Below are 23,912 nucleotides of genomic sequence, written 5' to 3' on the forward strand. Positions count from 1 at the left end.
CTGACCGCAACCAAACGCGGCATGGCCCGTATGCCCTTACGACCCGCGCTGTCACGACAGGCCGCGCCAAGAACAGCAAAAAGTCTGGTCAGGGAGAACGCCTTTGGCGAAGCAGAACGGCAGCGCCACCGACAGTATCGTCGTGGTGCAGGCAAAGACCGACGGGCCGCGGGAGGCAGCCGACGAGATCGCGCGCCAGCTGGCGGCCGCTGATCTCGCCATGCTCGTGGTGTTCGTGTCGCCGTTCTATGACCCGCAGGCGTTCATCGCCCAACTGTCCGATCGGATGCCCGACGTTCCGATCTTCGGCTGCACCACGGCCGGCGAATTGTCGCCCGGCGGCTGGGACGAGGACAGCGTGGTCGCGATGGGCTTCAGCGCGGCGGATTTCGTCATCGCGGCCCGCCCGCTGTTCGATCTCGCGACGTTTCGGGTCGATCATGGCCGCGCCATCTGCACCGAGTTGCAGGGCGAGTTCGCGCAACGCACCGAGCATTGCGATCACACCGAGGATTCCTTCGGGCTGCTCTTCATCGACGGCATGTGCCAGCGTGAGGAGACCATCATGTCGGCGATCTATGCATCGCTCGGCGACATCCCGGTGGTCGGCGGCTCCGCCGGCGACGGCCTGCGCTTCGAGAAGTCCTGGGTCTTCCATGGCGGCGAGGCCTTTACCGATGCCGCGGTCCTGATCCTGATCAGGACCCGGCTGCCGTTCCGCACCTTCAAGTGCGACCATTTCGAACCGACATCGACCAAGATGGTGGTGACCGAGGCCGACATCGAGCACCGCATCGTCAAGGAATTGAATGCCGAGCCGGCCGCGCTGGAATATTCCCGCGCCGTCGGCCTCAGCGACAGCAAGCTCGAACTGTTCTCCTTTGCCGCGCATCCGGTCCTGGTCCGCGTCGGCGGCGCCTATTACGCGCGCTCGATCCAGCGCACCAATCCGGACGGATCGCTGCAATTCTTCTGCGCGATCGACGAGGGCATGGTGCTGACGGTGGCGCGCGAGCGCGACCCGATCGACGTGACCAGCCGCCTGCTCAAGGAGCTGACCGAGGATCTCGGCGAGGTCTCGATGTTCATCGGCTTCGAATGCGTGCTGCGCCGGCTCGATGTCGAGCAGCGCCAGCTGTCGCGGGAGATGTCGGAGCTCTATCGCCGCAACAAAGTGATTGGCTTCCAGACCTATGGCGAGCAGTATCGCTCCATGCATGTCAACCAGACGCTGACCGGCATCGCGATCGGCAAGCGGGCGATCGCGCCGCAATGACCGACAGCAAGACCACGCGCATTGCGGCGCTCGAACGCGAAGCCGAGAAGCTGCGCAAGATCAACGCGGCGCTGATGTCGCGCGTCGAACGTTCGACCGACCAGCAGCTCAACGCCTTCTCGCTGTTCGAGACCGCGATCGCGCTCGATCAGCAAGTGCGCGACCGCACCCAGCAGCTCAAGCAGGCGCTGCAATCGCTGGAGAAGACCAACGGGCGCCTGCTGCAGGCCAAGCAGCAGGCCGAAGCGGCAAGCTCGCTGAAATCATCGGTGCTGGTTTCGGTGACGCACGACCTGTTGCAGCCGCTCAATGCGGCACGGCTGACGCTGTCCGCACTCGCTGAAATGGCGAGCGGGTCCAAGAGCGGCGCGCTGACCGATCAGATCGACCGTTCGCTGGCGACGCTGGAAGACATGCTGCGGACGCTGCTCGACATCTCGAAACTCGATGCCGGCGTGCTGAGGCCCGAATTCGGTCCGGTCGCCATCGCCTCGCTGTTCGAGCCGCTTGAGCACGAGTTTGTGGCAACCGCCGCCAAGCGCAACCTCGGCTTCAAGATCATGCCGACGTCGGCGGTGGTGCGCTCCGATCCGCTGATGCTGCGCCGGATCCTGCAGAACCTCGTCGCCAACGCGTTGCGTTACACCCAGCGCGGCACCGTGCTGATGGGGTGCCGCCTCAAGGGCAACGACATCTGCATCGAGGTGCACGACACCGGACCGGGTATCCCGGAAGCCCAGCGCGAGGCGATCTTCGTCGAGTTTCAGCGTGGCGAGACCAGCGCCGGCGACAAGGCAGGCATCGGGCTCGGCCTTTCGATCGTGCGCCGGTTTGCCGATCTGCTCGGCCACGACATCCGGCTGAATTCACGCGCCGGCAAGGGCTCGGTGTTCTCGGTCACCGTGCCCCGTACGCTCGATCCGGTTGCAATCCCGGTGCGCGAACAGGCCAGCGTCGACTATCGCTATGGCGGCATGGAGGGTGCGAAGATCCTGCTGATCGAGAACGATCTCTCGAGCGCCGAAGGTCTCGCGCATCTGCTGGAGAAATGGGGCTGCGACGTCGCGGTGACGATCTCCAAGACCGAGGCGCTCGAACGCATCCACGCGCTGGACGGCATTCCCGACGCCATCATCGCCGATCTGCATCTCGACAATGGCGAGACCGGCATCCAGGCCGTCGATGTGATCCGCGGCGAGATCAACGCCAAGGTCCCGGCGATCATCGTGACCGCCGATTACTCGGCCAAGGCCGCCTCCGACGTCTCGGCGTTCGGCCATGAACTGCTGAAGAAACCGATCAAGCCGGCCGAGATGCGCTCGCTGCTGTCGTTCCTGCTCGCGGCTGAGCAGTCTGCGCGGCTATGATTCCGCGCCATGCGGCGGCGAGGCCGTCACCGGCGCATGGTCGTGCTTGCCGAAGTCGAGCTTCGACAGCGCGATGATGGCTTCGGTCCGGCTGCGCACGCCGAGCTTGCGCAGGATTTCCGAGACATGCACCTTTACGGTGGTCACGGAGATATCGAGTTCATAGGCGATGTGCTTGTTCTGCAAGCCGTGGCAGATCATGTCGAGCACGCGAAGCTGCTGCGCCGTGAACTGGCCGAGCTGCTGGATCAGCTGCTTGGTCTCGGCCTGCGCCTTCCGCGCGGCGGCGGTATCGCGGAAGCGCGTCGGCAGGCACACCGCGCCTTCCAGGATGCCGCGCAACAGCCGGGCCAGCTCGACCTTCGGCGTCGACTTCGGGATGTAGCCGGAAATGCCGAGCGAGATCGCGCCGCCGACGATCCGGGAATCATCATGCGCCGACACGATGACCAGCGCGCTGCGTGGCGCTGCGGCGCGTACCCGGTAGGCGCCGAGCAGGCCCGTGGTTCCCGGCATCGACAGGTCGAGCAGGATCAGATCGAGGCCATCGCGCGCGGCGATGACGTCCAGCGCACCGTCGATCGACGTCGCCTGCAACACCTCGGCATCGGGAAATTCGGCCTCGATCACGCCGATCAGGGCGGCACGAAACAGCGGGTGGTCCTCGACGATCAGCAGTCGAGGCGCACCCGCCTTGCCGAGCGGCGGCTCATCCGCCAGGGGCGCGGTCGTGGTCAATGCTGCGCCGTCCTCCCTCGGATCGCTCATGACAGCCATTATATATGCACGACGTTATCTCAAAGCTGAGCGGCAGCCTATAGGCGGATAGTCAATGCAACCGCCTCGCGATGCAGCAAGCTAAGGCGCCTTCTCCGCCTTCGCAGCCGAGCTGGTTTCGAGAACCGGAAGCGGAATCTTGCCAAGCTCGATGATCGCCTTGTTGCGGCTGAACAGCTTCAGCTTGCGCAGGATCTCGGTCACGTGCGCCTTCACCGTGGATTCCGCGAGCTTCAGCTCGGAGGCGATCTCGCGGTTCTGCAGGCCGCGGATAATCAAATGCAGCACGCGGATTTGCTGCGGCGTCAGCTTCTGGATCCGCTCGCGCAGCGTGCGCGCGGTCTCGGACTGATCCAGCGCGCCAACTGCGACGAAATCGCGCGGCGCCGACACCGATCCGCTCAGCACGCGCGCGATCGCCTGCGACAGCTCGCCGAGCGAGGTCGATTTCGGCAGATAGCCGACCGCGCCCATTTCCAGCGCCTCGCGGATGGTGCGCTTGTCCTCCTCACTGGAGACGATGGCGATCGGCAGCCGCGGATAGCGATCCCTGATCTTCTGGAAGCCAGAGAAGCCGACCACGTCGGGCAGCAGCAGATCGAGCAGCGCGAGGTCGATATTCGGCTCGCTGGCGAGGATGCCAAGCGCCCCCTTGATCGAGGTGGCCTCATAGATCCGCGCATCGGGATGCGAGATGCGGATGGCATTGCCAAGCGCCTCCCCGAACAGGGGGTGATCGTCGATGATCAGGAACCCCATCATGAGGACCCTCGCACTGCTGTTCGCCGTTGGCCGCGGCTAGTTCGATCCGCCGGTATCCTGCACACTCTGCAGATACGCATATACGTTTCTGAGCTCGTCGTCGCTGAAGACGTCCTTCCAGGCCGGCATGCCCTTGGCCGGCCGCCCGTCATGAACCGTCTTCCAGAATGTCTGTTCCATGTCGTCAGCATAGCGCTTCTTGAGCAGCCTGAGATCGATCTTTCGCTCGGCCTGCACCGCATCAGGACCATGGCAATGGGCGCAGGTGCCGTTGAAGACCTCGCGCCCGGCCTTGGTATCTCCCTTGGTATCTCCCTTGGCTGCGGCGGTCTGAACCGGTTTCTCGGCCGCGGCCGCCTGCCCGACCGTGACGGGCTCGCTCGCCCCGACCGACGACGTCGTCGCCCGGTCCGCCTCGCCGAATTTCACCGGTGCGCCGTTCGGTACCCCATACTTGGCGAACAGCGCCGAAATCTCCGGCTGCAGCGCCGGCAGCACACCGTCGACCTCATCGCGCAGCGCGCCGGATGCCTTGGCGAAGCCGATCGCGGTGGCCCAGAGCAGGCCGTCGCCCTCGGTCGACACGATCTGGTACTTGTCGCCGTAGATGGTCTTGTTCAGCCAGCCCGCTACCGGCGCCCAGATGAAGGCGATGTCGACCTTGCCCTGCTCGAGGGCCGCCATGCCCTCCTCCGGGCTGAGCACGGTGACCTTCTCGATGTCGTCGCGCAGCGCCAGCAGATTCTGCGGCGTCGATTGATATTGCACCGCAACCCGCAACCCCTTGAGGTCGTCGATGCCGGCAAGCTTGCGATCCTTCGCGCGATCCCTGGCGCCGACCAGCGCATAGCCTTCATGGGCGATCGGCTTCGAGAAGATCACCGCCGGGCCCATGAAATCGTCGATCAGCGGCAGGCCAACCATGGCATCGCACTGCTTGCTCAGCAGCGTCTCGCGCACGGTGCGCTTGCCGAAATAGGATTTGTACCAGTTGGTGCTCACCGTCCGGCCGAGCTTTTGCGCCACCGCCTGGCCGATCTCGAGATAGAGACCGGGCTTGCCCGGGTCGTCGCTCGAGAACGGCAGGTTGGTCGGGTCGGCGCAGAGCCGCAGCGGCGGTTTGGTCTCGTCGGCGCCGGCCGCCAAGGCCGGCACCATCAGCGCCGGCGCCATCAGCAGAGCGGAGAGCAGCACGGTCCGGATTGCACGGTCCAACCGGGTGTTGCGCGAGGCGGTGCGCAGTTCGTTTCGGGCGATGCAGGACACGGACAATGCTGCCTCCTTGACGATCGTTTACTGCAGGGCGAACACGAACAGCGAGCCGCCTTCGGGCGCCGCGGCAACCATCTTCTTGCCGATGTCACCGAGGAAGGCCGGCAGCGCCGCGGTGCGTCCGACCACGATCGCGACATACTGCTTGCCGTCGACCGAATAAGTCACCGGACCGGCGCCGATGCCGCTGCCGAGGTTCTTGCTCCACAGCACCTTGCCGTTCTTGGCATCGATGGCGCGGAAGTCGCCGTGCAGATTGCCTGAAAACACCAGATTGCCGCCGGTCGTCAGCGTGCCGCCGTTGAAGGGCAGGTCTTCCTTGATGCTCCAGACCTTCTTGTTGGCCACGGGATCCCAGGCCACGAGTTCGCCGAGGAAGCCGCCGGGGCCGGGCTTGGTCGGGAATTCGGCGCCGAGATAGAACACGCCGCGCTTGTAGTTCACGTCGGAGACCGACCAGTCCATGCAGACATTGTTGCTCGGGATGTAGACGAGGCCGGTCTGCGGGTTGAACGACATCGGCTGCCAGTTCTTGCCGCCGATCAGGTTCGGGCAGATGTCCTTGGCGGGATGGCCGGGTCCCGGACGCTTGTCCGGATCCTCTTCCGCCCGCATCGTGTTGATGTCCCACTTCTTGGCCCAGTTGGCGAAAACGTATTTCTCGGCCGAGATCACCTTGCCGGTCTCGCGGTTGGCGACGAAGAAGAAGCCGTTGCGGTCCGCCTTCATCAGCACCGGCGTCTCGGCGCCCTTGATCTTCAGGTCGGCGAGCAGCAACTCGTTGACGCCGTCATAATCCCAGGCGTCGGCCGGTGTGCCCTGGATATGCCACTTGATGTTGCCGGTGTTGGGATCGATCGCCAGCGTCGAGGCGGTGTAGAGGTTGGTCAGCTTGCCGAAATTGCCATCGCCGGTGGAGCGCACCGCGGTATTCCACGGCCCCGGATTGCTGGTACCCCAGTAGACCGTGTCGGTCTTGGCATCGTAGGAGCCGACCAGCCAGGCGGCGCCGCCGCCATGCAGCCCGGTGTCGCCCTTCCAGGTGTCGCTGCCCGGCTCGCCCGGCGCCGGCACCGTGTAGGTCTGCCAGAGCAACTTGCCGTCCTTGAGCGAGAACGCCTGCAGCGACCCGCGGACGCCGTATTCGCCGCCGCCGAAGCCGGTGATCACCTTGTCGCGGACGACGAGCGGCGGCGAGGTAATGACCGAGCCCTGCTTGTAGTCGACCACGGTCGAGGTCCAGAGCTCCTTGCCGGTCTCGGCATCGAGCGCGGTCAACTTGCCGTCGAGCCTGCCGACGAAGATCTTGCCGTCGGCATATGACACGCCGCGATTATTGACGTCGCAGCAGGCATATTGGAGCACGTCATCCGGAATGTCGGGCTGCCAGGTCCATTTGCGCGCGCCGGTCGCGGCGTCGATCGCATAGACGTATTTCGGCCCCCACGAGGTCGACACATACAGGTTCTTGCCGATCACCACCGGCGAGGATTCGTTGGAGCGCAGCGAGGCGAGCGACAGCGAGTAGACCAGCTGCAGCTTGCCGGCATTCTCGGAATTGATCTGCTTCAGGGGACTGAAGCGCGTATTGCCGTAGTCGTGGCCGGCGACCGCCCATCCGTTCGGATCGGACACCGCCTTGGCGACGGAATCATTCGCTTTCGACGCAGTAACACCTGCCATCACCATGGCGACCAGCGACACGCCGGCAAAGAAAATCCCGCTCCTCAGCTTCATTGGCTTCCTCCAATATGGTTTCGTTGCCGCGATGGATGCATCGCGCGCGCGGATCGCTTCCCAATTTCATGAACCAGCGATCTCCGTCGCTGCGTCGACGATGAAAATGACAGCAACGCTTTTGCGTCGTTATAGGCGGAAGGTAGTAGCGTCAGCGGCGGCGATTTTGGCGCGCCGCAGGCACCATCGACCGGCCGAAAATCGCTTGTGCCGCAGCGCGATTTCGTCGCACCGGAGCACGCCGAAAGCAGCTTGCAAATTGCCCATTGAACGGCTGCCTGCTAGGATCGCAGGCACAGCCCGGAGCCTTCGTGACAGGGCCGCGACTACGACTTTGATCGCGGTTACGCCCCAAATGAAGCGTGGTCTACTGGGCCCATAACGAAGCTATTGGGAGAAACGCGTGTCTACAGTCAAACTGACGGTAAACGGCAAGGCGGTCTCGGTCGACGTTGAGGACCGAACCCTCCTCGTGCACCTGTTGCGCGAGAACCTGAACCTGACCGGCACCCATGTCGGCTGCGATACCAGCCAGTGCGGCGCCTGCGTCGTCCATGTCGATGGACGGGCGGTCAAATCCTGCACCATGCTGGCCGGCCAGGCGGCGGGCTCCAACGTCACCACCATCGAAGGCCTCGCCAAGGGCGACGAGCTGCACCCGATGCAGGCGGCGTTCCGCGACAATCACGGCCTGCAGTGCGGCTATTGCACCCCCGGCATGATCATGTCCGCGGTCGATATCGTGCACCGCCATGGCGGCAAGCTCGACGAGGAAACGGTTCGCCACGAGCTCGAAGGCAACATCTGCCGCTGCACCGGCTACCACAACATCGTCAAGGCGGTGCTCGACGCTGCCGGCCGCATGAAGGTTGCGCAGGCCGCCGAATAGCAGTCAACGCACCGCATACGATCAAGCTCATCACCGCCGATCTCGATGGAAACGGCGGCAAATCGAATCTCCGGTCGGGAGGACTAGACAATGGGTGTTGAAGGAATTGGCGCACGCGTCGTGCGCAAGGAAGATCGCCGGTTCATCACCGGACAAGGAAAATACGTCGACGACATCAAGATGGTGGGCATGAGCTACGCTCACTTCATCCGCAGCCCGCATGCACATGCCAAGGTCAAGGGCATCAACTCCACCGAAGCGATGAAGATGCCCGGTGTGATCGCGGTGCTCACCGGCCAGCAGATCGTCGATGACAAGGTCGGCAATCTGATCTGCGGCTGGGCCATCACCTCGAAGGACGGCACGCCGATGAAGATGGGCGCGTGGCCGGCGATGGCGCCGGAGACCGTGCGCTTCGTCGGACAGGCGGTCGCGGTCGTGATCGCCGAGACCAAGAACCAGGCCAAGGACGCCGCCGAAGCCGTCGTCGTCGACTACGAGGAGCTTCCCGCGGCGGCCGACGTCAAGGCCGCGATCAAGCCGGGCGCGCCGCAGCTGCATCCCGAGGCCCCCGGCAACATCGTCTATGACTGGCATATCGGCGACGAAGCCGGGGTCGGCGACGCCTTCAGCAAGGCCGCCAATGTGGTGACGCTCGAGCTCACCAACAACCGCCTGGTGCCGAATGCGATGGAGCCGCGCGCGGCGGTCGCGCATTACGACCAGGCCGAGGAGCATTACACGCTCTACACCACGTCGCAGAACCCCCACGTCGCCCGCCTCGTGCTGTCGGCGTTCTACAACATCGCGCCCGAGCACAAGCTGCGGGTGATCGCGCCCGACGTCGGCGGCGGCTTCGGCTCCAAGATCTACATCTATCCGGAAGAGATGGTGGCGCTGTGGGCCTCCAAGAAGGTCAATCGCCCGGTGAAGTGGACCGGCGACCGCTCTGAGGCCTTCCTCACCGACGCGCACGGCCGCGACCATGTCTCGAAGGCGGAGATGGCGTTCGACAAGGACAACAAGATCCTTGGCCTCAGGGTGAAGACCCACGCCAATTTCGGCGCCTATATGTCGCTGTTCTCGTCGGCGGTCCCGACCTATCTCTACGCGACGCTGCTGTCGGGCCAGTATGTGATCCCTCAGATCTATGCCGAGGTGATCGGTGTCTACACCAACACCACGCCGGTCGACGCCTATCGCGGCGCCGGCCGTCCCGAGGCGAGCTATCTGCTCGAACGCATGATGGAGACCGCGGCGCGGCAGTTGAAGGTCGATCCGACCGAGCTGCGCAAGAAGAACTTCATCACCACGTTCCCGTATCAGACGCCTGTGATCATGGCGTATGACATCGGCGACTTCCACGCCTCGATCGATGCGGCCATGAAGGCGATCGACTATGCCGGCTTCCCGGCCCGCAAGGCCAAGGCGAAAGCCAGTGGCAAGCTGCGCGGCATCGGCGTGTCCTGCTACATCGAGGCCTGCGGCATCGCGCCGTCGAAGGCGGTCGGCAGCCTGGGGGCCGGCGTCGGCCTGTGGGAATCGGCGGAGATCCGCGTCAATCCGGTCGGCACCATCGAAGTGCTGACCGGCTCGCACAGCCACGGCCAGGGCCACGAGACGACGTTCTGCCAGATCATCGCAGAGCGGCTCGGCGTGCCGATCAGCCAGGTCTCGATCGTCCATGGCGACACCGACAAGGTGCAGTTCGGCATGGGCACCTACGGCTCGCGATCGATCGCGGTCGGCGGCGCGGCGATCGTGAAGGCGATGGAGAAGGTCGAGGCCAAAGCCAAGAAGATCGCAGCCCATGCGCTCGAGGCGTCCGAGAGCGACATCGTGATCGAGAACGGCGAGTTCAAGGTCACCGGCACTGACAAGGCGATCGCGCTGCCGATGGTCGCGCTCGCCGCCTACACCGCGCACAACCTGCCTGACGGCATGGAGCCCGGCCTGAAGGAGACGGCGTTCTACGACCCGACCAACTTCACCTTCCCGGCCGGCGCTTATATCTGCGAGCTCGAGGTCGATCCGGGCACCGGCAAGACCACCTTCGTCGACTTCGTGGCCGCCGACGACTTCGGCCGGCTGATCAACCCCATGATCGTCGAGGGCCAGGTCCATGGCGGCCTCGCGCAAGGCATCGGCCAGGCACTGCTCGAGGGCGTGGTCTATGACGACACCGGTCAGCTCGTGACCGCGTCGTTCATGGACTACACCATGCCGCGCGCCGACGACCTGCCGTCGTTCCAGCTCTCCCACACCACGACGCTGTGTCCAGGCAACCCGCTCGGCGTCAAGGGCTGCGGCGAAGCCGGTGCGATCGGCGCCTCCGCGGCCGTGATCAACGCGATCACGGACGCCATCGGCAACAACAAGCTCGAAATGCCGGCGACGCCCGATCGCGTCTGGCACGCCATTCACGGTTGAGGGAGGATACGATGTACGAGACGACTTATCACCGCGCATCCTCGATCGACGATGCGGTGGCGCAGTTCGCCAAGGGCACGGAGTCCAGGTTCCTGTCCGGTGGACAGACCCTGCTCCCCGTGATGAAGCAGCGCCTTGCTTCACCATCCGACGTGATCGACGTCGCCAAGATCAAGGACATGATCGGCATCGACGTGTCCGGCGACACCGTCACCATCAAGGCCGCGACCACGCATTATGACGTGGCGCAAAGCGAGGCCGTGCAGAAGGCGATCCCGGCGCTCGCCAATCTGGCGTCGATGATCGGCGATCCCGCCGTGCGTCATCGTGGCACCATCGGCGGCTCGCTCGCCAACAACGACCCGGCGGCGGATTATCCGGCGGCGGTGCTGGCGCTCGGCGCGACGGTCAAGACCAACAAGCGTTCGATTTCGGCGGAAGACTTCTTCAAGGGCCTGTTCACGACGGCCCTCGAGGATGGCGAGATGATCACCGCGGTGTCGTTCCCGGTCCCGGCCAAGGCGGGCTATGCCAAGATGCGGCATCCGGCCTCGCGCTTTGCACTGACCGGCGTGTTCGTCGCCAAGACCAAGTCGGGTGACGTCCGCGTCGCCGCGACCGGTGCGTCGCAAAGCGGCGTGATGCGGGTGGCGCCGATCGAGCAGGCGCTGCAGGCGAACTGGGCAGCCGCGGCGCTCGACAGCGTGACGATCCCACCAGGCGGCCTGCTCGCCGACATCCACGGCTCGGCGGACTATCGCGCCAACCTGGTGAAGGTGATGGGACAGCGGGCGGTCACCGCGGCTGGCTGATAGCGCCTAGACACAAGTTTGGAGCGGCGCGCAGCAATGCGCGCCGTTCGCGTTTTTACCGCCCGCACAGGACAAAAGGTGCTTGCCACATCCCGCATTAGGCGAGACAATTTAGCTAATCAGCTAATTAAAAATACCGTCCCACGGGCGGCTGGGAGGACGCATGACGTTTGGCACCAAGCCAGCCGCAACAGCTCAGCCGCTCAACGCCACGCAACCAACGGAATAGCAACGTGCTCGATAAACCTGCCTCCCAGACCGCCGGTCGCACCTCGGGCCCGCTCGCCGGCTTTCGCATCGTCGAATTCGCCGGCATCGGTCCCGGCCCGTTCGCCTGCATGCTGCTCGCCGACATGGGCGCCGAGGTCATCACGCTGGATCGGGTCGGCGCCGGCAAGAATTTGAAGGCGGTGGCAACCCGCGGCCGCAAGGTGATCGAGCTCGACCTCAAGAACAAGGCGGCGATATCGGAAGTGCTCGACCTGCTCGGCCATGCCGATGCACTGATCGAAGGTTTTCGTCCGGGCGTGATGGAGCGCCTCGGTCTCGGCCCCGATGTCGTGCTGGCGCGCAATCCGAAGCTGGTATTCGGCCGCATGACCGGTTGGGGCCAGGAAGGCCCACTGGCGAATGCCGCCGGCCATGACATCAACTACATCTCGATCACCGGTGCACTCGCTGCGATCGGCACCAAGGAGAAACCGGTGCCGCCGCTCAATCTGGTCGGCGATTTCGGCGGCGGCGCGCTCTATCTCGTGGTCGGCGTGCTCGCAGCGCTGCTGGAAGCGCAGAAATCCGGCAAGGGCCAGGTGGTCGACACCGCGATGTGCGACGGCGCGGCTTCGCTGATGTCGATGTTCTACGACATGGCGGCGCAGGGTCGCTGGAGCGGCGGCCGCGACCAGAATTTCCTCGACGGCGGCGCGCATTTCTACGGCGTCTATGAATGCTCCTGCGGCAACTTCATCTCGATCGGCTCGATCGAGCCGCAGTTCTATGCGCTGCTGCGCAAGCATGCCGACCTGACCGACGCCGACTTCGACGCGCAGATGGACCGCAAGGCCTGGCCGGCGCTGAAAGCGAAGCTGGAAAAGGTGTTCAAGAGCAAGTCGCGCGCCGACTGGTGCACGATCATGGAAGGCACCGACATCTGCTTCGCGCCGATCCTCACCATGGAGGAAGCGCCGAAGCACCCGCACATGGCGGCGCGCCAGGTGTTCGTCGAGCGCCACGGCGTCACCCAGCCCGCCCCCGCGCCGCGCTTCTCGCGCACGCCGTCGGCGATCCGCGAACCGGAGCTGGCGAGCATTGGGGATGTAACGAGCGCGTGGAAGGCGGGGAAGTAATTCACCGTCGTCCCGGCGAAGGCCGGGACCCATTACCCCGAATGCCGGCTATTGTGCGACGTTGGGGCCGCGATCCCTTCTACAACTAGACTCGGTGGTTATGGGTCCCGGCCTGCGCCGGGACGACGACTGTGAGTTTTGACCGAGCGCGCTCCCTCTAAGTGCCTACGCCGCGTGATCGACCTTGAGCACGCCGCGGCGGATCTGGTCTTCCTCGATCGATTCGAACAGCGCCTTGAAGTTGCCTTCTCCGAATCCGTCATCGCCCTTGCGCTGGATGAATTCGAAGAAGATCGGCCCGATCGCGTTCGCCGAGAAGATCTGCAGCAGCACCTTGGTTTGGCCACCTTCGACCACGCCCTCGCCGTCGATCAGGATGCCGTTGCCTTGCAGCCGCGTGACGTCCTCGCCGTGCTTGGGCAGGCGGGCGTCGATCCGCTCGAAATAGGTGTCGGGCGGCGACGGCATGAACGGCAGGCCGTCCGCGCGCAATCTCTCGACCGTCGCGTGGATATCGCGTGCGCCGCAGGCGATGTGCTGGATGCCCTCGCCGCGATAGACGTTGAGATACTCCTCGATCTGCCCGGAATCGCCGGCGTCCTCGTTGATCGGAATCCGGATCTTGCCGTCCGGGCTGGTCAGCGCACGCGAGAACAGGCCGGACGCGCGGCCCTCGATGTCGAAGAAGCGGATCTGGCGGAAGTTGAACAGTTTTGCGTAGAAACCGGTCCAGACATCCATGCGGCCGCGATGGACGTTGTGGGTGAGGTGATCGATGTAATAGAGGCCGGAGCCCGCGGGCCGCGGATTGGCCGCGCCTGACCATTCGAACTCGGTATCATAGGCCGAGCCCCTGGCGCCGTAGCGGTCGACGAAGTACAGCAGGCTGCCGCCGATCCCCTTGATCGCGGGCACGTCGAGCGTCTTCGCCGTGGGCGAAACATCGGCCGGCTCCGCGCCGAGCGCGATCGCGCGCTCATAGGCGCGCTTGGCATCGACCACGCGGAACGCCATCGACGGCGCGCAGGGGCCGTGCGCGGCGACGAAATTGAAGCCGTGGCTATCGGGCTGCTCATTGACGAGATAGTTGATGTCGCCCTGCCGGTAGACCGTGATCGCCTTGGTCTTGTGGCGGGCGACCGCAACAAAGCCCATCAGCTTGAACAGGGCATGCAGTTCGGCCGGGTTGGGATGGGCGTATTCGACGAACTCGAAGCCGTCGGTGCCCATCGGGTTCTCGGTGCTGATTTCGGCCGGCAGCGCATCGTGCGGAAACGGACCCATGGCGGCAACTCCCTGATTTGTCTGGCAATCAGTTTCCGTCACCTGCTGCGCAACGTGCGTGCAAAATGGAGCCCGTTTTGCTAATATCGCGCACGATCCGTGCATGAAATGGACATTTAGCGCATGCCTGAAGTCGACGCCTTCGACCTCAAAATGCTCGCCGCCCTGCAAGACGACGGCCGCCTGACCAACCAGCAGCTGGCCGATCTGGTCGGCCTCTCGGCCTCGCAATGCTCGCGGCGGCGGATGCGGCTCGAGGACGAGAAGGTGATATCGGGCTACCACGCCGACCTCGCCGGCGAGGCGCTCGGCTTCGGCCTGATCGCCTTCATCCACATCACGCTGGCGACCCATTCACCCGACAACGCCAAGCGGTTTCGCGAGCTGGTCAACCGCGTCGACGACATCCAGGAGGCCTATGCGCTGACCGGCGACGCCGACTACGTCCTCAAGGTGATGCTGCGCGACCTCAAGAGCCTGTCCGATATCGTCAACAACGTGCTGATGCCGCACCAGAGCGTGGCGCACGTGCGCTCTTCGATCGTGCTCGACCGATTGAAGGAGAGCACGAAGTTGCCGTTGAAGGCGTTGCAGACCTGACTTGGCGCGAAACGAGGGAATTCCGTCATTCGTTTTCCCGGCCCGATTTGCGATCATTGCTGCGAATTGGTTCGATGCCGCGACATCGGCAGTGGGCTCCCTCTCCCCTTGTGGGAGAGGGTTGGGGTGAGAGGTTCTCTCCGCGAAGCATCCTCTGTCGAGAGACCGTGACCCCTCACCCGGATCGCATCTTGCGATGCGATCCGACCTCTCCCACAAGGGGAGAGGTGCAGCGGTGTACGCGGCATCCAAGAATCTGAGGAAAGCCATGGCGCTGCAGCTGCGACCGAACTGCGAATATTGCGACAAGGACCTGCCACCGAGCGCCACCGACGCGCGGATCTGTTCCTATGAATGCACATTCTGTGCGGATTGCGCCGAGACCAGGCTCGGCAATGTCTGCCCGAACTGCGGCGGCGGCTTCGCGCCGCGCCCGATCCGCCCGGCCAAGCCGTGGCGTGCGGGCGTCTGCACCATAAACCAACCGCCGTCGGACAAGCGGGTGCACCTGAAATACAGCTTGGAGGATGTCGCAGCGAATACGGCGCGGCTGAAAGATGTCAGGCCGGAAGAACGCTGAGGCTTGCACGGCTGTCGGGCTCCTTCCCCCTGAAAGGGGGAAGGTGGGATGGGAGTGAGCCGCGAGCGCCAGCACTCGTGGTGAGAGCAGATCCCCACCCGGTTTGCTGCGCAAACCGACCTCCCCTTTTCAAGGGGAGGTGAAGCAAGCGATTGCGGCGACCCCGCAGGTCACTCCGCCGCGATGACCGTCCCCTCGACTTCGCCGAAGCCGACGCGATAGCCGTCGCCCTGGCACCAGCCGCGCATGACGAGCGAGTCGCCATTCTCGAGGAACGAGCGCGTCACACCGCCAGCGAGTTCGACCGGCTCGGTGCCGTTCCAGCTGATTTCCAAAAGACTGCCGCGCTGATGCTTTTCTGGCCCGGAGATCGTGCCGCTGCCGAGGAGATCGCCGACATTCATCGCGCAGCCGCTGGAGGCGTGGTGCACCAGCTGCTGCACCGAGGACCAGTACATGTATTTGAAGTTGGTGCTGCAGATCGTCTTCGCCTCGTTCATCGCACCCGCGCGCAGGGCGACGTCGAGCTGCAGGTCGTAATTGTTCGGCTGGGTCTGCTTCAGGTACGCCAGCGGCTCCGGCTGCTGCGCCGGGCCCTGCATGCGGAACGGCTCCAGCGCCTCGCGCGTCACCACCCACGGGCTGATCGAGGTCGCGAACGCCTTGGCCTGGAACGGGCCGAGCGGCACGTACTCCCACTGCTGGATGTCGCGCGCGCTCCAGTCGTTGAGGATGACGAAGCCGAAGATCATCGCCTCGGCCTGCGCCTCGGTCAGCATCTCACCCATCGCCGACGGCTGTCCGACGACGACCCCCATCTCGAGCTCGAAGTCGAGCCGCTTGCAGGGCCCGAAGCTCGGCACCTCAGCTGTCGGCGGCTTCAGCTGGCCGCGCGGCCGCCGCACCTTGGTGCCACCAACCACCACCGTCGAGGCGCGGCCGTTGTAGCCGATCGGCATGTGCAGCCAGTTCGGCTGCAACGCATTGTCCTTGCCGCGGAACATGACGCCGACATTGGTGGCGTGCTCCTTCGACGAGTAGAAATCGGTATAGCCCGACACGGCGAACGGCATGTGCAGCTTCACATCAGCCATCGGCACCAGCGCCCGCGCCCGCAGTTCCCTGTTGTCGCGCAGCTCAGGATGATCCGAGCGCAACAGCTCGCTGATCCGCGCCCGCGTCGCCGACCACACTTTCGGCCCGAGCGCCATGAAAGCATTGAGCGACGGCTGCGAGAACACGCCGAGCGGCCCGACATCGAGCCGCGAGTCCTGCTCGAGCTCCCAGAGGTCGAGCACATAGTCGCCGATCGCGACACCGACGCGCGGCGCAAGGCCATCCTTCGACGAGAACACGCCGTAGGGCAGGTTCTGGATCGGGAAGTCGGAGGTGGGGGCGACATCGATGAAGGAGCGGAGAGATGGGTCGTTGGGGTGGGGCATGGGTTTCCTGCCGAATTTGCGACGATCTATCAGTCGTCATTCCGGGATGGCCCGAAGGGCCAGGCCCGGAATCCATCAAGCCGCGTCAATGGCGGAGAAATGGATTCCGGGCTCGCGCTTCGCGCGCCCCGGAATGACGACGGCTATTCTCACGGCTTGGTCGGGTCGAACTTCTTCTCCAGGCCCTTCCAGCAATCCGAGTAATCATCCTGCAGCGTCGACGAGGTCGCGGCGTGCTGCGTCACGCGCTGCGGGAAACGGGTCTCGAACATGAAGGCCATCGTGCCGGTCAGCTTCACCGGCTTCAGCTCAGAGTTGCTGGCGTGCTCGAAGGCTTCGCGGTCGGGGCCATGCGGCAGCATGCAATTGTGCAGCGAGATGCCGCCCGGCACAAAGCCCTGCGGCTTGGCGTCGTAGACGCCATAGATCAGGCCCATGAACTCCGACATGATGTTCATGTGGTACCACGGCGGACGGAAGGTGTTGTCGGCCACCATCCAGCGTTCCGGGAAGATCACGAAGTCGATATTCGCGGTGCCGGCGGTTTCCGACGGCGAGGTCAGCACCGTGAAGATCGACGGATCGGGATGATCGAAGGCGATGGCGCCGACCGGCGAGAAGGTGCGCAAATCGTATTTGTAGGGCGCGTAATTGCCGTGCCAGGCGACCACGTCGATCGGCGAATGGGCGAGCTGCGTCTTGAACAGCGCGCCGCCCCATTTCACGTAAAGTTCGGTCGGGGTGTCCTTGTCCTCGTAAGCAGCCACCGGCGTCAGGAAGTCGCGCGAATTGGCCAGACAATTCGCACCGATCGGGCCGCGCTCCGGCAGCGTGAAGGCGCCGCCGTAATTCTCGCAGAGATAGCCGCGAGCCGGCCCGCCGGGAATTTCCACACGGAATTTGACGCCGCGCGGGATCACCACGATCTCGCCCGGCTCGGCATCGATGCGGCCGAACTCGGTGACCAGACGCAGATTGCCCTGCTGCAGCACGAACATCATCTCGCCGTCGGCATTGTAAAAATGCTGATCAACCATCGATTTGGTGATGAGATAGATGTGCGCCGCCATGCCGGCCTGGGTATTGGCATCGCCGGCCGTGGTCATGGTCTGCACGCCCTGCAGGAAGGTCATGTCCTGCTTCGGGATCGGCGCCGGATCCCAGCGCAGTTGCGCGATCGGCATGTCGTATTCGTGGCACGGCGCGGTGCGCCACAGCCCGCCATCCGCCTTGGCGAAACGGCCGGAGTGCCGCACTGACGGGCGGATGCGATATAGCCAGGAACGCTCATTGGTGCCGCGCGGCGCCGTGAACGGCGAGCCCGACAGCTGCTCGGCATAGAGCCCGTAGGCGCAGCGCTGCGGCGAGTTGCGCCCCATCGGCAGCGCGCCGGGCAACGCCTCGGTCTCAAAACTGTTGCCGAAGCCGGACATGTAGCCCGGGGTGACCTGCCCCGAGCTGCGGACGATCTGATCAGGCGAGGTATTGATGTTCATCACTATCCTCCTTGCAGGGCAGCCCACATTTCCTGGTCGCGCTTGTCGGTCCAGATCACGGGATCGTCGATCCCGGACGCCTCGTCATAGGCGCGCGAAACGTTGAACGGCAGGCAGTGCTCGTAAATCGCGAACTTCGAGAACTTCGGATCCATCACCTCGCGCGTCGCCGCCATCGATTCCTTCAGGCTGCGGCCCTTGGCAACCGAGGATTCGGCGGCGCCGTAGAGCGAGGTGACGAAATCGCGGGTCATCGCGATCGCATCGCGCGCCGTTTCGAGGCCCTTCAACGCATCGCCGCGGCCCGGCGCGATCGCCTTCGGATTGAAGGCGCGGATCTCGTTCAAGGTCATCGGCCATTCGCGCAAATGCGCATCGCCGCAATAGCAGGCCGAGTGGTATTCGATGAGATCTCCGGAGAACATCACCTCGGCATCCGGCACCCAGGCGACGATGTCGCCCGACGTGTGCCCCGCGCCGAGCTGCATCAGCCGCACCTCGCGCTTGCCGAGATAGATCGACATCTCGCCTTCGAAGGTCAGCGTCGGCCAGGTCAGGCCGGGAATGCTGGCGGCATCCTGAAACAGCCGCGGGAAGCGGCCGTATTCGGAATCCCAATCCTGCTGGCCGCGCTCCTCGATCAGGCGATAAGTCTCCTGCGAGGCGACGATGCCCTGCGCGTGATAGGCGGAAGCGCCGAGCACGCGCACCGCGTGATAATGCGACAGCACGACATATTTGATCGGCTTGTCGGTGACGGTCTTGACCCGCTCGATCACCTTGTTGGCCATCGCCGGCGTCGCCTGGGCGTCGAACACCAGGCAGCCGTCGTCGCCGACGATCACCGCGGTGTTGGGATCGCCCTCGGCGGTGAAGGCGTAGAGATCGGTGCCGATCTCGGAGAAAGTGACCTTCTTCTCCGCGAGATCCGTGGTCGATGCAAAACCTTTGGCCATCAGTTCAATCCTGTCCGTTTGATCAGTGCTATTGTTGTTGCTGTTGTTGCTGCTGGCTCGTATCCAGCATGCGCCGCTTCGCCAGTGCGATCGCCTCGCGCAGCACGTCGAGGTCGCCGATGTGGTTGGCGAGCACCAGAACCAGCGCGGCATCGAGATCCGCGCTCTGCGCCTCGGTGAGGCCGCGATGCGCCTCGACGATGGCGCGGAAGGCGTCATCGGGCTTTGCGAAGTTCGAACGGGTCGACAGCGCCATGACTGCTCCTCAGCTCACGCCGGCGGCGCGCGCCAGCGCCGCGTCGAGCGCCGGCCGCGCCGCATTGCGGAAGCGCGCCGCGACATAACCATCCGGCCGCAACAGATAGGCAGTGCCGGGCTCGGCGTCGTAGCGCTTGCCGGCGAGGCCTTGCGCATCGACCAGTCCGCCCTCGCCACCGACCCGGATGGTGCCGACGCCATCGGGGATGTCGGCAGCCACGCCATTGCCAAACTCCAGCAGTGTAAAACGCGTTCCCTGCCTGATGAAGACATCGGTGAGATAGGTGGAACCACCGCCCTGCTCGGTCACCGGCGCATCCGGCATCGAGGCGCCCGGTCGCGGGCCGCCGCGCCAGTCGTCGCGATCCTCACTCGACAGCGGCGTGTCGTACACCGACGGCACCGACAGCCGGCCGCCATTGACCATGCGCTTGCCGAACTCGGTATCCTCTGCGAGCGACAGCACGGCCTGGCGCAGCCGCGCCTCCTGCTTCGTCACCGGCGCCATGAAATCGGTCGAGCGGGTCGACTCGCGGATGTTCTCATCCGCCGCGGCACTACGCTCGATGTGATAGCTCTCCAGCAAGCCTTCCGGCGACAGCCGGCGCAGCACGCGGTCGAGCTTCCACGCCAGATTCTCGGCGTCCTCGAGCCCGGAATTGGCACCGCGCGCGCCGAACGGCGAGACCTGATGCGCGGAGTCGCCGGCGAAGACCACGCGGCCGTGGATGAATCTGGCCATCCGGCGGCACTGGAACTTGTACAGCGAGATCCATTCGAACTCGAACTTGTCGTGGCCCAGCATGCGCGCGATCCGCGGCCGGACATTCTCGGGCTGCTTCTCGGCGACCGGATCGGCATCCGGATTGAGCTGCAGGTCGATCCGCCAGATATCGTCCGGCTGCCTGTGCAGCAGCGCCGAGCGCCCGGCATGGAACGGCGGATCGAACCAGAACCAGCGCTCGGTCGGAAACGCCGCCGTCATCTTGACGTCGGCGATCAGGAACTGGTCCTCGAACACCTGCCCCGCAAAGTCCGCGCCGACCATCTGCCGCAGCGACGAACGGGCGCCGTCGCAGGCGACGACAAAGGAAGCGTGCACCTGGTAGGAACCTTCGGGCGTCGCGATGGTCAGCGCGACGCCGTCGTTGCGGCTCTCCAGCGCGATCACCTTGTTGCGCCAGCGCAGGTCGATATCAGGCAGCTGCTCGACCCGGTCGACCAGATAGGCCTCGGCATAGAACTGCTGCAGATTGATGAAGGCGGGCCGCTTGTGGCCTTCCTCAGGCAGCAGATTGAATTGGTAGAGCTGCGCGGCGCCGTGAAAGATCTTGCCGACGCTCCACACCACGCCTTTCTCGACCATCCGGTCGCCGACGCCGAGGCGATCCCAGAATTCCAGCGAGCGTTTCGAGAAGCAGATCGCGCGCGAGCCCTCGCCGATCCGGTCGGCATCGTCGAGCAGCACCACGCGCTGGCCGCGTTGCGCAAGGTCGATCGCGAGCGACAATCCCACCGGCCCGGCGCCGACCACGACGACCGGATGCTCCGCGACATTGGCGCCCGACCGGTCCTGGTCGGGGTGGCGGCGATAGCCGAACTGGGTTTTGGCCTGTGCCGTGCTGGCTGCCATTGCGTGACCCTGGATGTTCCCTTGTGCCGGCCCTTGTCTGTGGCCCGGGCTCCGGCTTGTGTGACTGGCTTGCGACGGGACCTTGCGGGCCGGCCGCGAGCTTGCTAAATTAGTCTCACTTGCAACTATCTTAAACTCCCAGTCGAGCTCGCCGTCAACTCAAATTGGAGGAATTTTTGGCCAGGACCTCTGCAAGCCAGCCTCCAGCCCGCCCGCGCAGCGTCGTGGAAGCGGACGTGCGCGACGATGCCGCGCCGGCCAAGAAACGCCTCGACCTCTTCCACTTCATGCCGTTCCGCCTCAACCGGCTGGCGGCCGAGGTGTCGTCGGCGCTGTCGAGCGAATATCAGGCGCGCTACGGCCTCGACATTCCCGAGTGGCGGGTGCTCGCGACGCTCGGCTTCCGCAGCGATCCCTGCAGTGCGCAATACATCGCGCATTGCACCCGCACCCATAAGTCCACCATCAGCCGCGCGGTATCGGCCTTGATGGAGCGCGAGATCGTCGAGCGCGTCGAGAACGCCGACGACCGCCGCGAATTCCGCCTGCGCCTGACCCGGAAGGGCCAGGCGCTGTACGAAGAGCTGATCCCGCGCCTGCTGCGCAAGGAGCAGGAGATCCTGTCCTGCCTCTCCGCGCAGGAACGCCGCGATCTCGGACGCCTGCTCGACAAGGTCGAGGCCAGCCTCGACCTGGTGCAGACCAGCGAAGAGGCCGACGCCAAGGACGTGTATTAGGGGTCGTCATTCCGGGGCGTGCGCAGCACGAGCCCGGAATCCATTTGTCCACGAAACGCGCGGCTCGATGGATGCCGGGCTCTCGCTTCGCGAACCCTCCGATGCGCAATTGCGCACCGGGGAATGACGGGGGGAGAGCTACGTTCCCTCGATATGCTTGGCGATCACCGGGAAATAGTTATCCCCCGATCCCTTGTCGATCGCCTCCTGCAGCACCGTGCCGATCAACTCCGCGCCGCGGATCCTGATGCCGGCGTCGGCGGCGAGCTCCAGCGCGTAGGACAGATCCTTCAGCGCATATTCGGTCGAGAAGGCGCGCTCGGGAAATACGCCGGGCACGATCGCCTTCAGGCCGTGGTTGCGCAGCGCAAAACTGTCGGCCGAGCCCTTCGACAGGGTGTCGAGCAAGAGCTTCGGATCGACGCCATTGTGCTTCGCGACCGCGACGGCCTCGGCCAGCGCGTTGACGGTCTCGAACAGCACCATGTTGTTGAGGATCTTGGTCACCTGCCCGGCGCCGACCTCGCCGCAATTGGTGACGTCGGTGGCGAAGCAGCGGATCAGGGGCTCGATCGCGGCGTAGAGCGCCGGCACCGCGCCGACCATCACGCTGAGCGTGCCGTCCTGCGCCGCCTGCCGCGTGCGCGCGATCGGCGCATCGGCCCAGGCCGCACCCCTGGCCTGCAACTGCGCGGCGAAGTCGCGGGTCTGGCTCACCGAGGATGTACCGAGATCGACCACGATCTGGCCGCTCCTCGCGTTCTTCAGAATGCCGTCGCCTTCGAACACCGCGCGCACATGTTTGGCGCTGGGCAGGCAGAGGAACAGCACGTCGCTCTGCTTGATGACGTCGGCGACCGACGCTGCGACCTCCGCACCATCGGCGCGCACGCGCTGCAGCGGTTCGGCCGCGAGGTCGAACACCACGACGCGCTTGCCACTCTTCCTGACCAGGTTGCGGCAGATCGGCTCGCCCATCACGCCGAGGCCGATGAACCCGAGAGTCTCGTACTCAGTCATATCGCTTCTTCTTTTTGACGTTTCTTGATGTGTTGCAGACGCGCCCGGCTATTTCGCGAACGATCGCGATGGCGCCAGATGCAGCGCGAACGCATCGACCTTGTCGCTGGCGCGCGGATAGATCTCGCTGACGATCGGATCGTGACCGGGGATGAAGCGGTCGGGATGACCGGCGAGCCGCTCGACGGTCTCCCAGCCCTGCGCCATGTCGCCGACATTATAGACGATCGGGAACGGGCTCTTCTTGTGCAGGTTCGCATAATAATGCGCAGCATCCGACGCCAGGACGACCGGCCCGCGCGCGGTCTCGACCCGCACCACCTGCAGGCCGTCGGAATGGCCGCCGACGCGATGCACGGTCACACCGGGCGCGATCTCGCCGTCGCCGGAATGGAAGGTGACGCGCTCGCCATAGACGTGGCGCACCATCTGGGTGACGTGCTCGATCGAGAACGGATGGCGCAGCATGCCGTTGCACATGCAGCGGCCGGTCGCGTAGCTCATCTCGCGTTCCTGCAGATGGAATTTGGCATTCGGAAAGCGATCCAGATTGCCGGCGTGGTCATAATGCAGATGGGTGACGATGACGTCGCGGATCGCATCGGCACTGACGCCGAAGCCGGCCAGCGCGTCAACGGGATTGAGCGTCAGCTTGCGGGCGCGCGCCTTGGCCTCCTCGGCATTGAAGCCGGTGTCGACCAGGATGTCGCGGCCGTGGCCGCGGATCAGCCAGACGAAATAATCCAGGTCCTGCGCCGTGGTGTCGTGCGGATCGGGCACCAGGAAGTTGAGGTGAGGCGTGCGCGGCGACATTGTCGCATAGCGCAGGGCATAGATCTCGTAGGCGTTTCCCATCGGTTTCGCTCTTGTTTGCGGTCTTGTTGAATGACTTGTCGTCCCGAACACAAAGCCATCGCCTCGCGCAAAGGTCAAACCGCGCCGACTGCGACGCGCGCATGACAGGGCGGCCCAAACCACTGCGCAAGCCACTGTGAGTGCAATCACATTATCGGCGCGCAGGAACCTGCACCATGCCGCGACGGCGATGGCCGCCATGACCGCATGCTGTTGCATTGCGGCCTCGCTGAGATCGCCGCGATAAATGATGATGCCGCAAGCCGTTGACGGGGGTTTGGCCGTGGTTTGATAATGCGATATCGCTAGAGTAAGGTTCCCGAGGCGCAGGCTGGAAGCGGCGCCATTTCACTGCAATGCCGCGATCTGGATTTGCCGCGATT

General features: G+C 64.6%; 20 protein-coding genes and 1 pseudogene. 9 read left to right on the plus strand and 12 right to left on the minus strand.

Going from position 1 to position 23,912, the window contains the following annotated elements; all coding sequences use genetic code 11:
* Positions 1 to 103: 103 nt before the first annotated feature.
* Both BRSPCE3_RS30765 and BRSPCE3_RS30770 read left to right on the plus strand, forming a co-directional pair.
* Positions 104 to 1,276 carry an FIST N-terminal domain-containing protein gene (locus BRSPCE3_RS30765; protein WP_244070089.1) on the plus strand — a complete coding sequence of 391 codons (1,173 nt, stop codon included), beginning with the start codon at positions 104 to 106 and terminating at the stop codon, positions 1,274 to 1,276.
* On the plus strand, positions 1,273 to 2,643 hold the full coding sequence (locus BRSPCE3_RS30770) for a hybrid sensor histidine kinase/response regulator (RefSeq protein ID WP_244070090.1): 1,371 nt from the start codon (positions 1,273 to 1,275) through the stop codon (positions 2,641 to 2,643). Before BRSPCE3_RS30765 ends, BRSPCE3_RS30770 begins: the two co-directional genes overlap by 4 nt.
* Here BRSPCE3_RS30770 and BRSPCE3_RS30775 read toward each other — a convergent pair.
* From BRSPCE3_RS30775 to BRSPCE3_RS30790, 4 genes are all read right to left on the minus strand, one after another.
* On the minus strand, positions 2,638 to 3,411 hold the full coding sequence (locus BRSPCE3_RS30775; protein ID WP_244070091.1) for a response regulator transcription factor: 774 nt from the start codon (positions 3,409 to 3,411) through the stop codon (positions 2,638 to 2,640). The genes BRSPCE3_RS30770 and BRSPCE3_RS30775 overlap by 6 nt on opposite strands.
* Positions 3,412 to 3,501: 90 nt before the next feature.
* A complete protein-coding gene (locus tag BRSPCE3_RS30780) occupies positions 3,502 to 4,182 on the minus strand; it encodes a response regulator transcription factor (RefSeq protein WP_244070092.1) in 681 nt (226 codons plus the stop codon).
* A 36-nt stretch (positions 4,183 to 4,218) separates the two neighbouring features.
* A complete protein-coding gene (locus BRSPCE3_RS30785; protein ID WP_244070145.1) occupies positions 4,219 to 5,448 on the minus strand; it encodes a c-type cytochrome in 1,230 nt (409 codons plus the stop codon).
* Between the two features lie 27 nt (positions 5,449 to 5,475).
* On the minus strand, positions 5,476 to 7,191 hold the full coding sequence (locus tag BRSPCE3_RS30790; protein WP_244070093.1) for a PQQ-dependent methanol/ethanol family dehydrogenase: 1,716 nt from the start codon (positions 7,189 to 7,191) through the stop codon (positions 5,476 to 5,478).
* Between the two features lie 403 nt (positions 7,192 to 7,594).
* Between BRSPCE3_RS30790 and BRSPCE3_RS30795 the strand changes: the two genes are divergently transcribed.
* From BRSPCE3_RS30795 to BRSPCE3_RS30810, 4 genes are all read left to right on the plus strand, one after another.
* Entirely contained in the window at positions 7,595 to 8,080 is a 486-nt protein-coding gene (locus BRSPCE3_RS30795) for a (2Fe-2S)-binding protein (RefSeq protein ID WP_024583646.1), read from the plus strand.
* A 90-nt stretch (positions 8,081 to 8,170) separates the two neighbouring features.
* Positions 8,171 to 10,510, plus strand: a complete 2,340-nt coding sequence (locus BRSPCE3_RS30800; RefSeq protein ID WP_244070094.1) for a xanthine dehydrogenase family protein molybdopterin-binding subunit — start codon at positions 8,171 to 8,173, stop codon at positions 10,508 to 10,510.
* An 11-nt stretch (positions 10,511 to 10,521) separates the two neighbouring features.
* On the plus strand, positions 10,522 to 11,322 hold the full coding sequence (locus tag BRSPCE3_RS30805) for a xanthine dehydrogenase family protein subunit M (protein ID WP_244070095.1): 801 nt from the start codon (positions 10,522 to 10,524) through the stop codon (positions 11,320 to 11,322).
* A gap of 233 nt (positions 11,323 to 11,555) precedes the next feature.
* Entirely contained in the window at positions 11,556 to 12,668 is a 1,113-nt protein-coding gene (locus tag BRSPCE3_RS30810; RefSeq protein ID WP_244070096.1) for a CaiB/BaiF CoA-transferase family protein, read from the plus strand.
* A gap of 165 nt (positions 12,669 to 12,833) precedes the next feature.
* Here the strand turns inward: BRSPCE3_RS30810 and hppD are convergent, their stop codons facing one another.
* Positions 12,834 to 13,952 (minus strand): 4-hydroxyphenylpyruvate dioxygenase, encoded by a 1,119-nt coding sequence (hppD, locus tag BRSPCE3_RS30815; RefSeq protein ID WP_244070097.1) that lies wholly within the window; start codon positions 13,950 to 13,952, stop codon positions 12,834 to 12,836.
* A gap of 123 nt (positions 13,953 to 14,075) precedes the next feature.
* On the opposite strand from hppD, the gene BRSPCE3_RS30820 reads away from it, so the two are divergent.
* Positions 14,076 to 14,552, plus strand: a complete 477-nt coding sequence (locus BRSPCE3_RS30820; RefSeq protein WP_244070098.1) for an Lrp/AsnC family transcriptional regulator — start codon at positions 14,076 to 14,078, stop codon at positions 14,550 to 14,552.
* A gap of 268 nt (positions 14,553 to 14,820) precedes the next feature.
* On the plus strand, positions 14,821 to 15,132 hold the full coding sequence (locus BRSPCE3_RS30825) for a DUF1272 domain-containing protein (RefSeq protein WP_244070099.1): 312 nt from the start codon (positions 14,821 to 14,823) through the stop codon (positions 15,130 to 15,132).
* 170 nt (positions 15,133 to 15,302) lie between these two features.
* On the opposite strand, the gene fahA is transcribed toward BRSPCE3_RS30825, so the two are convergent.
* The 5 genes from fahA to BRSPCE3_RS30850 form a co-directional block, all read right to left on the minus strand.
* Positions 15,303 to 16,574 carry a fumarylacetoacetase gene (fahA, locus tag BRSPCE3_RS30830; RefSeq protein WP_244070100.1) on the minus strand — a complete coding sequence of 424 codons (1,272 nt, stop codon included), beginning with the start codon at positions 16,572 to 16,574 and terminating at the stop codon, positions 15,303 to 15,305.
* A gap of 149 nt (positions 16,575 to 16,723) precedes the next feature.
* Positions 16,724 to 18,070, minus strand: coding sequence for a homogentisate 1,2-dioxygenase (gene hmgA, locus BRSPCE3_RS30835; RefSeq protein WP_244070101.1), 1,347 nt, complete (start codon positions 18,068 to 18,070; stop codon positions 16,724 to 16,726).
* 2 nt (positions 18,071 to 18,072) lie between these two features.
* On the minus strand, positions 18,073 to 19,026 hold the full coding sequence (locus tag BRSPCE3_RS30840; RefSeq protein WP_244070102.1) for an MBL fold metallo-hydrolase: 954 nt from the start codon (positions 19,024 to 19,026) through the stop codon (positions 18,073 to 18,075).
* A 28-nt stretch (positions 19,027 to 19,054) separates the two neighbouring features.
* Entirely contained in the window at positions 19,055 to 19,282 is a 228-nt protein-coding gene (locus BRSPCE3_RS30845; protein WP_244070103.1) for a DUF2783 domain-containing protein, read from the minus strand.
* 9 nt (positions 19,283 to 19,291) lie between these two features.
* Entirely contained in the window at positions 19,292 to 20,917 is a 1,626-nt protein-coding gene (locus BRSPCE3_RS30850; protein WP_244070104.1) for an FAD-dependent oxidoreductase, read from the minus strand.
* 176 nt (positions 20,918 to 21,093) lie between these two features.
* Between BRSPCE3_RS30850 and BRSPCE3_RS30855 the strand changes: the two genes are divergently transcribed.
* On the plus strand, positions 21,094 to 21,654 hold the full coding sequence (locus BRSPCE3_RS30855; protein WP_375709981.1) for a MarR family winged helix-turn-helix transcriptional regulator: 561 nt from the start codon (positions 21,094 to 21,096) through the stop codon (positions 21,652 to 21,654).
* Between the two features lie 138 nt (positions 21,655 to 21,792).
* Here BRSPCE3_RS30855 and BRSPCE3_RS30860 read toward each other — a convergent pair.
* A pseudogene (locus BRSPCE3_RS30860) lies at positions 21,793 to 22,680 on the minus strand (NAD(P)-dependent oxidoreductase); the annotation flags it as partial.
* 42 nt (positions 22,681 to 22,722) lie between these two features.
* Positions 22,723 to 23,529: an N-acyl homoserine lactonase family protein gene (locus BRSPCE3_RS30865; protein WP_050631102.1), complete on the minus strand. Its 807-nt coding sequence runs from the start codon at positions 23,527 to 23,529 to the stop codon at positions 22,723 to 22,725.
* Positions 23,530 to 23,912: the final 383 nt, after the last annotated feature.

The sequence above is a fragment of the Bradyrhizobium sp. Ce-3 genome (assembly GCF_022835695.1).
Lineage (GTDB): Bacteria > Pseudomonadota > Alphaproteobacteria > Rhizobiales > Xanthobacteraceae > Bradyrhizobium.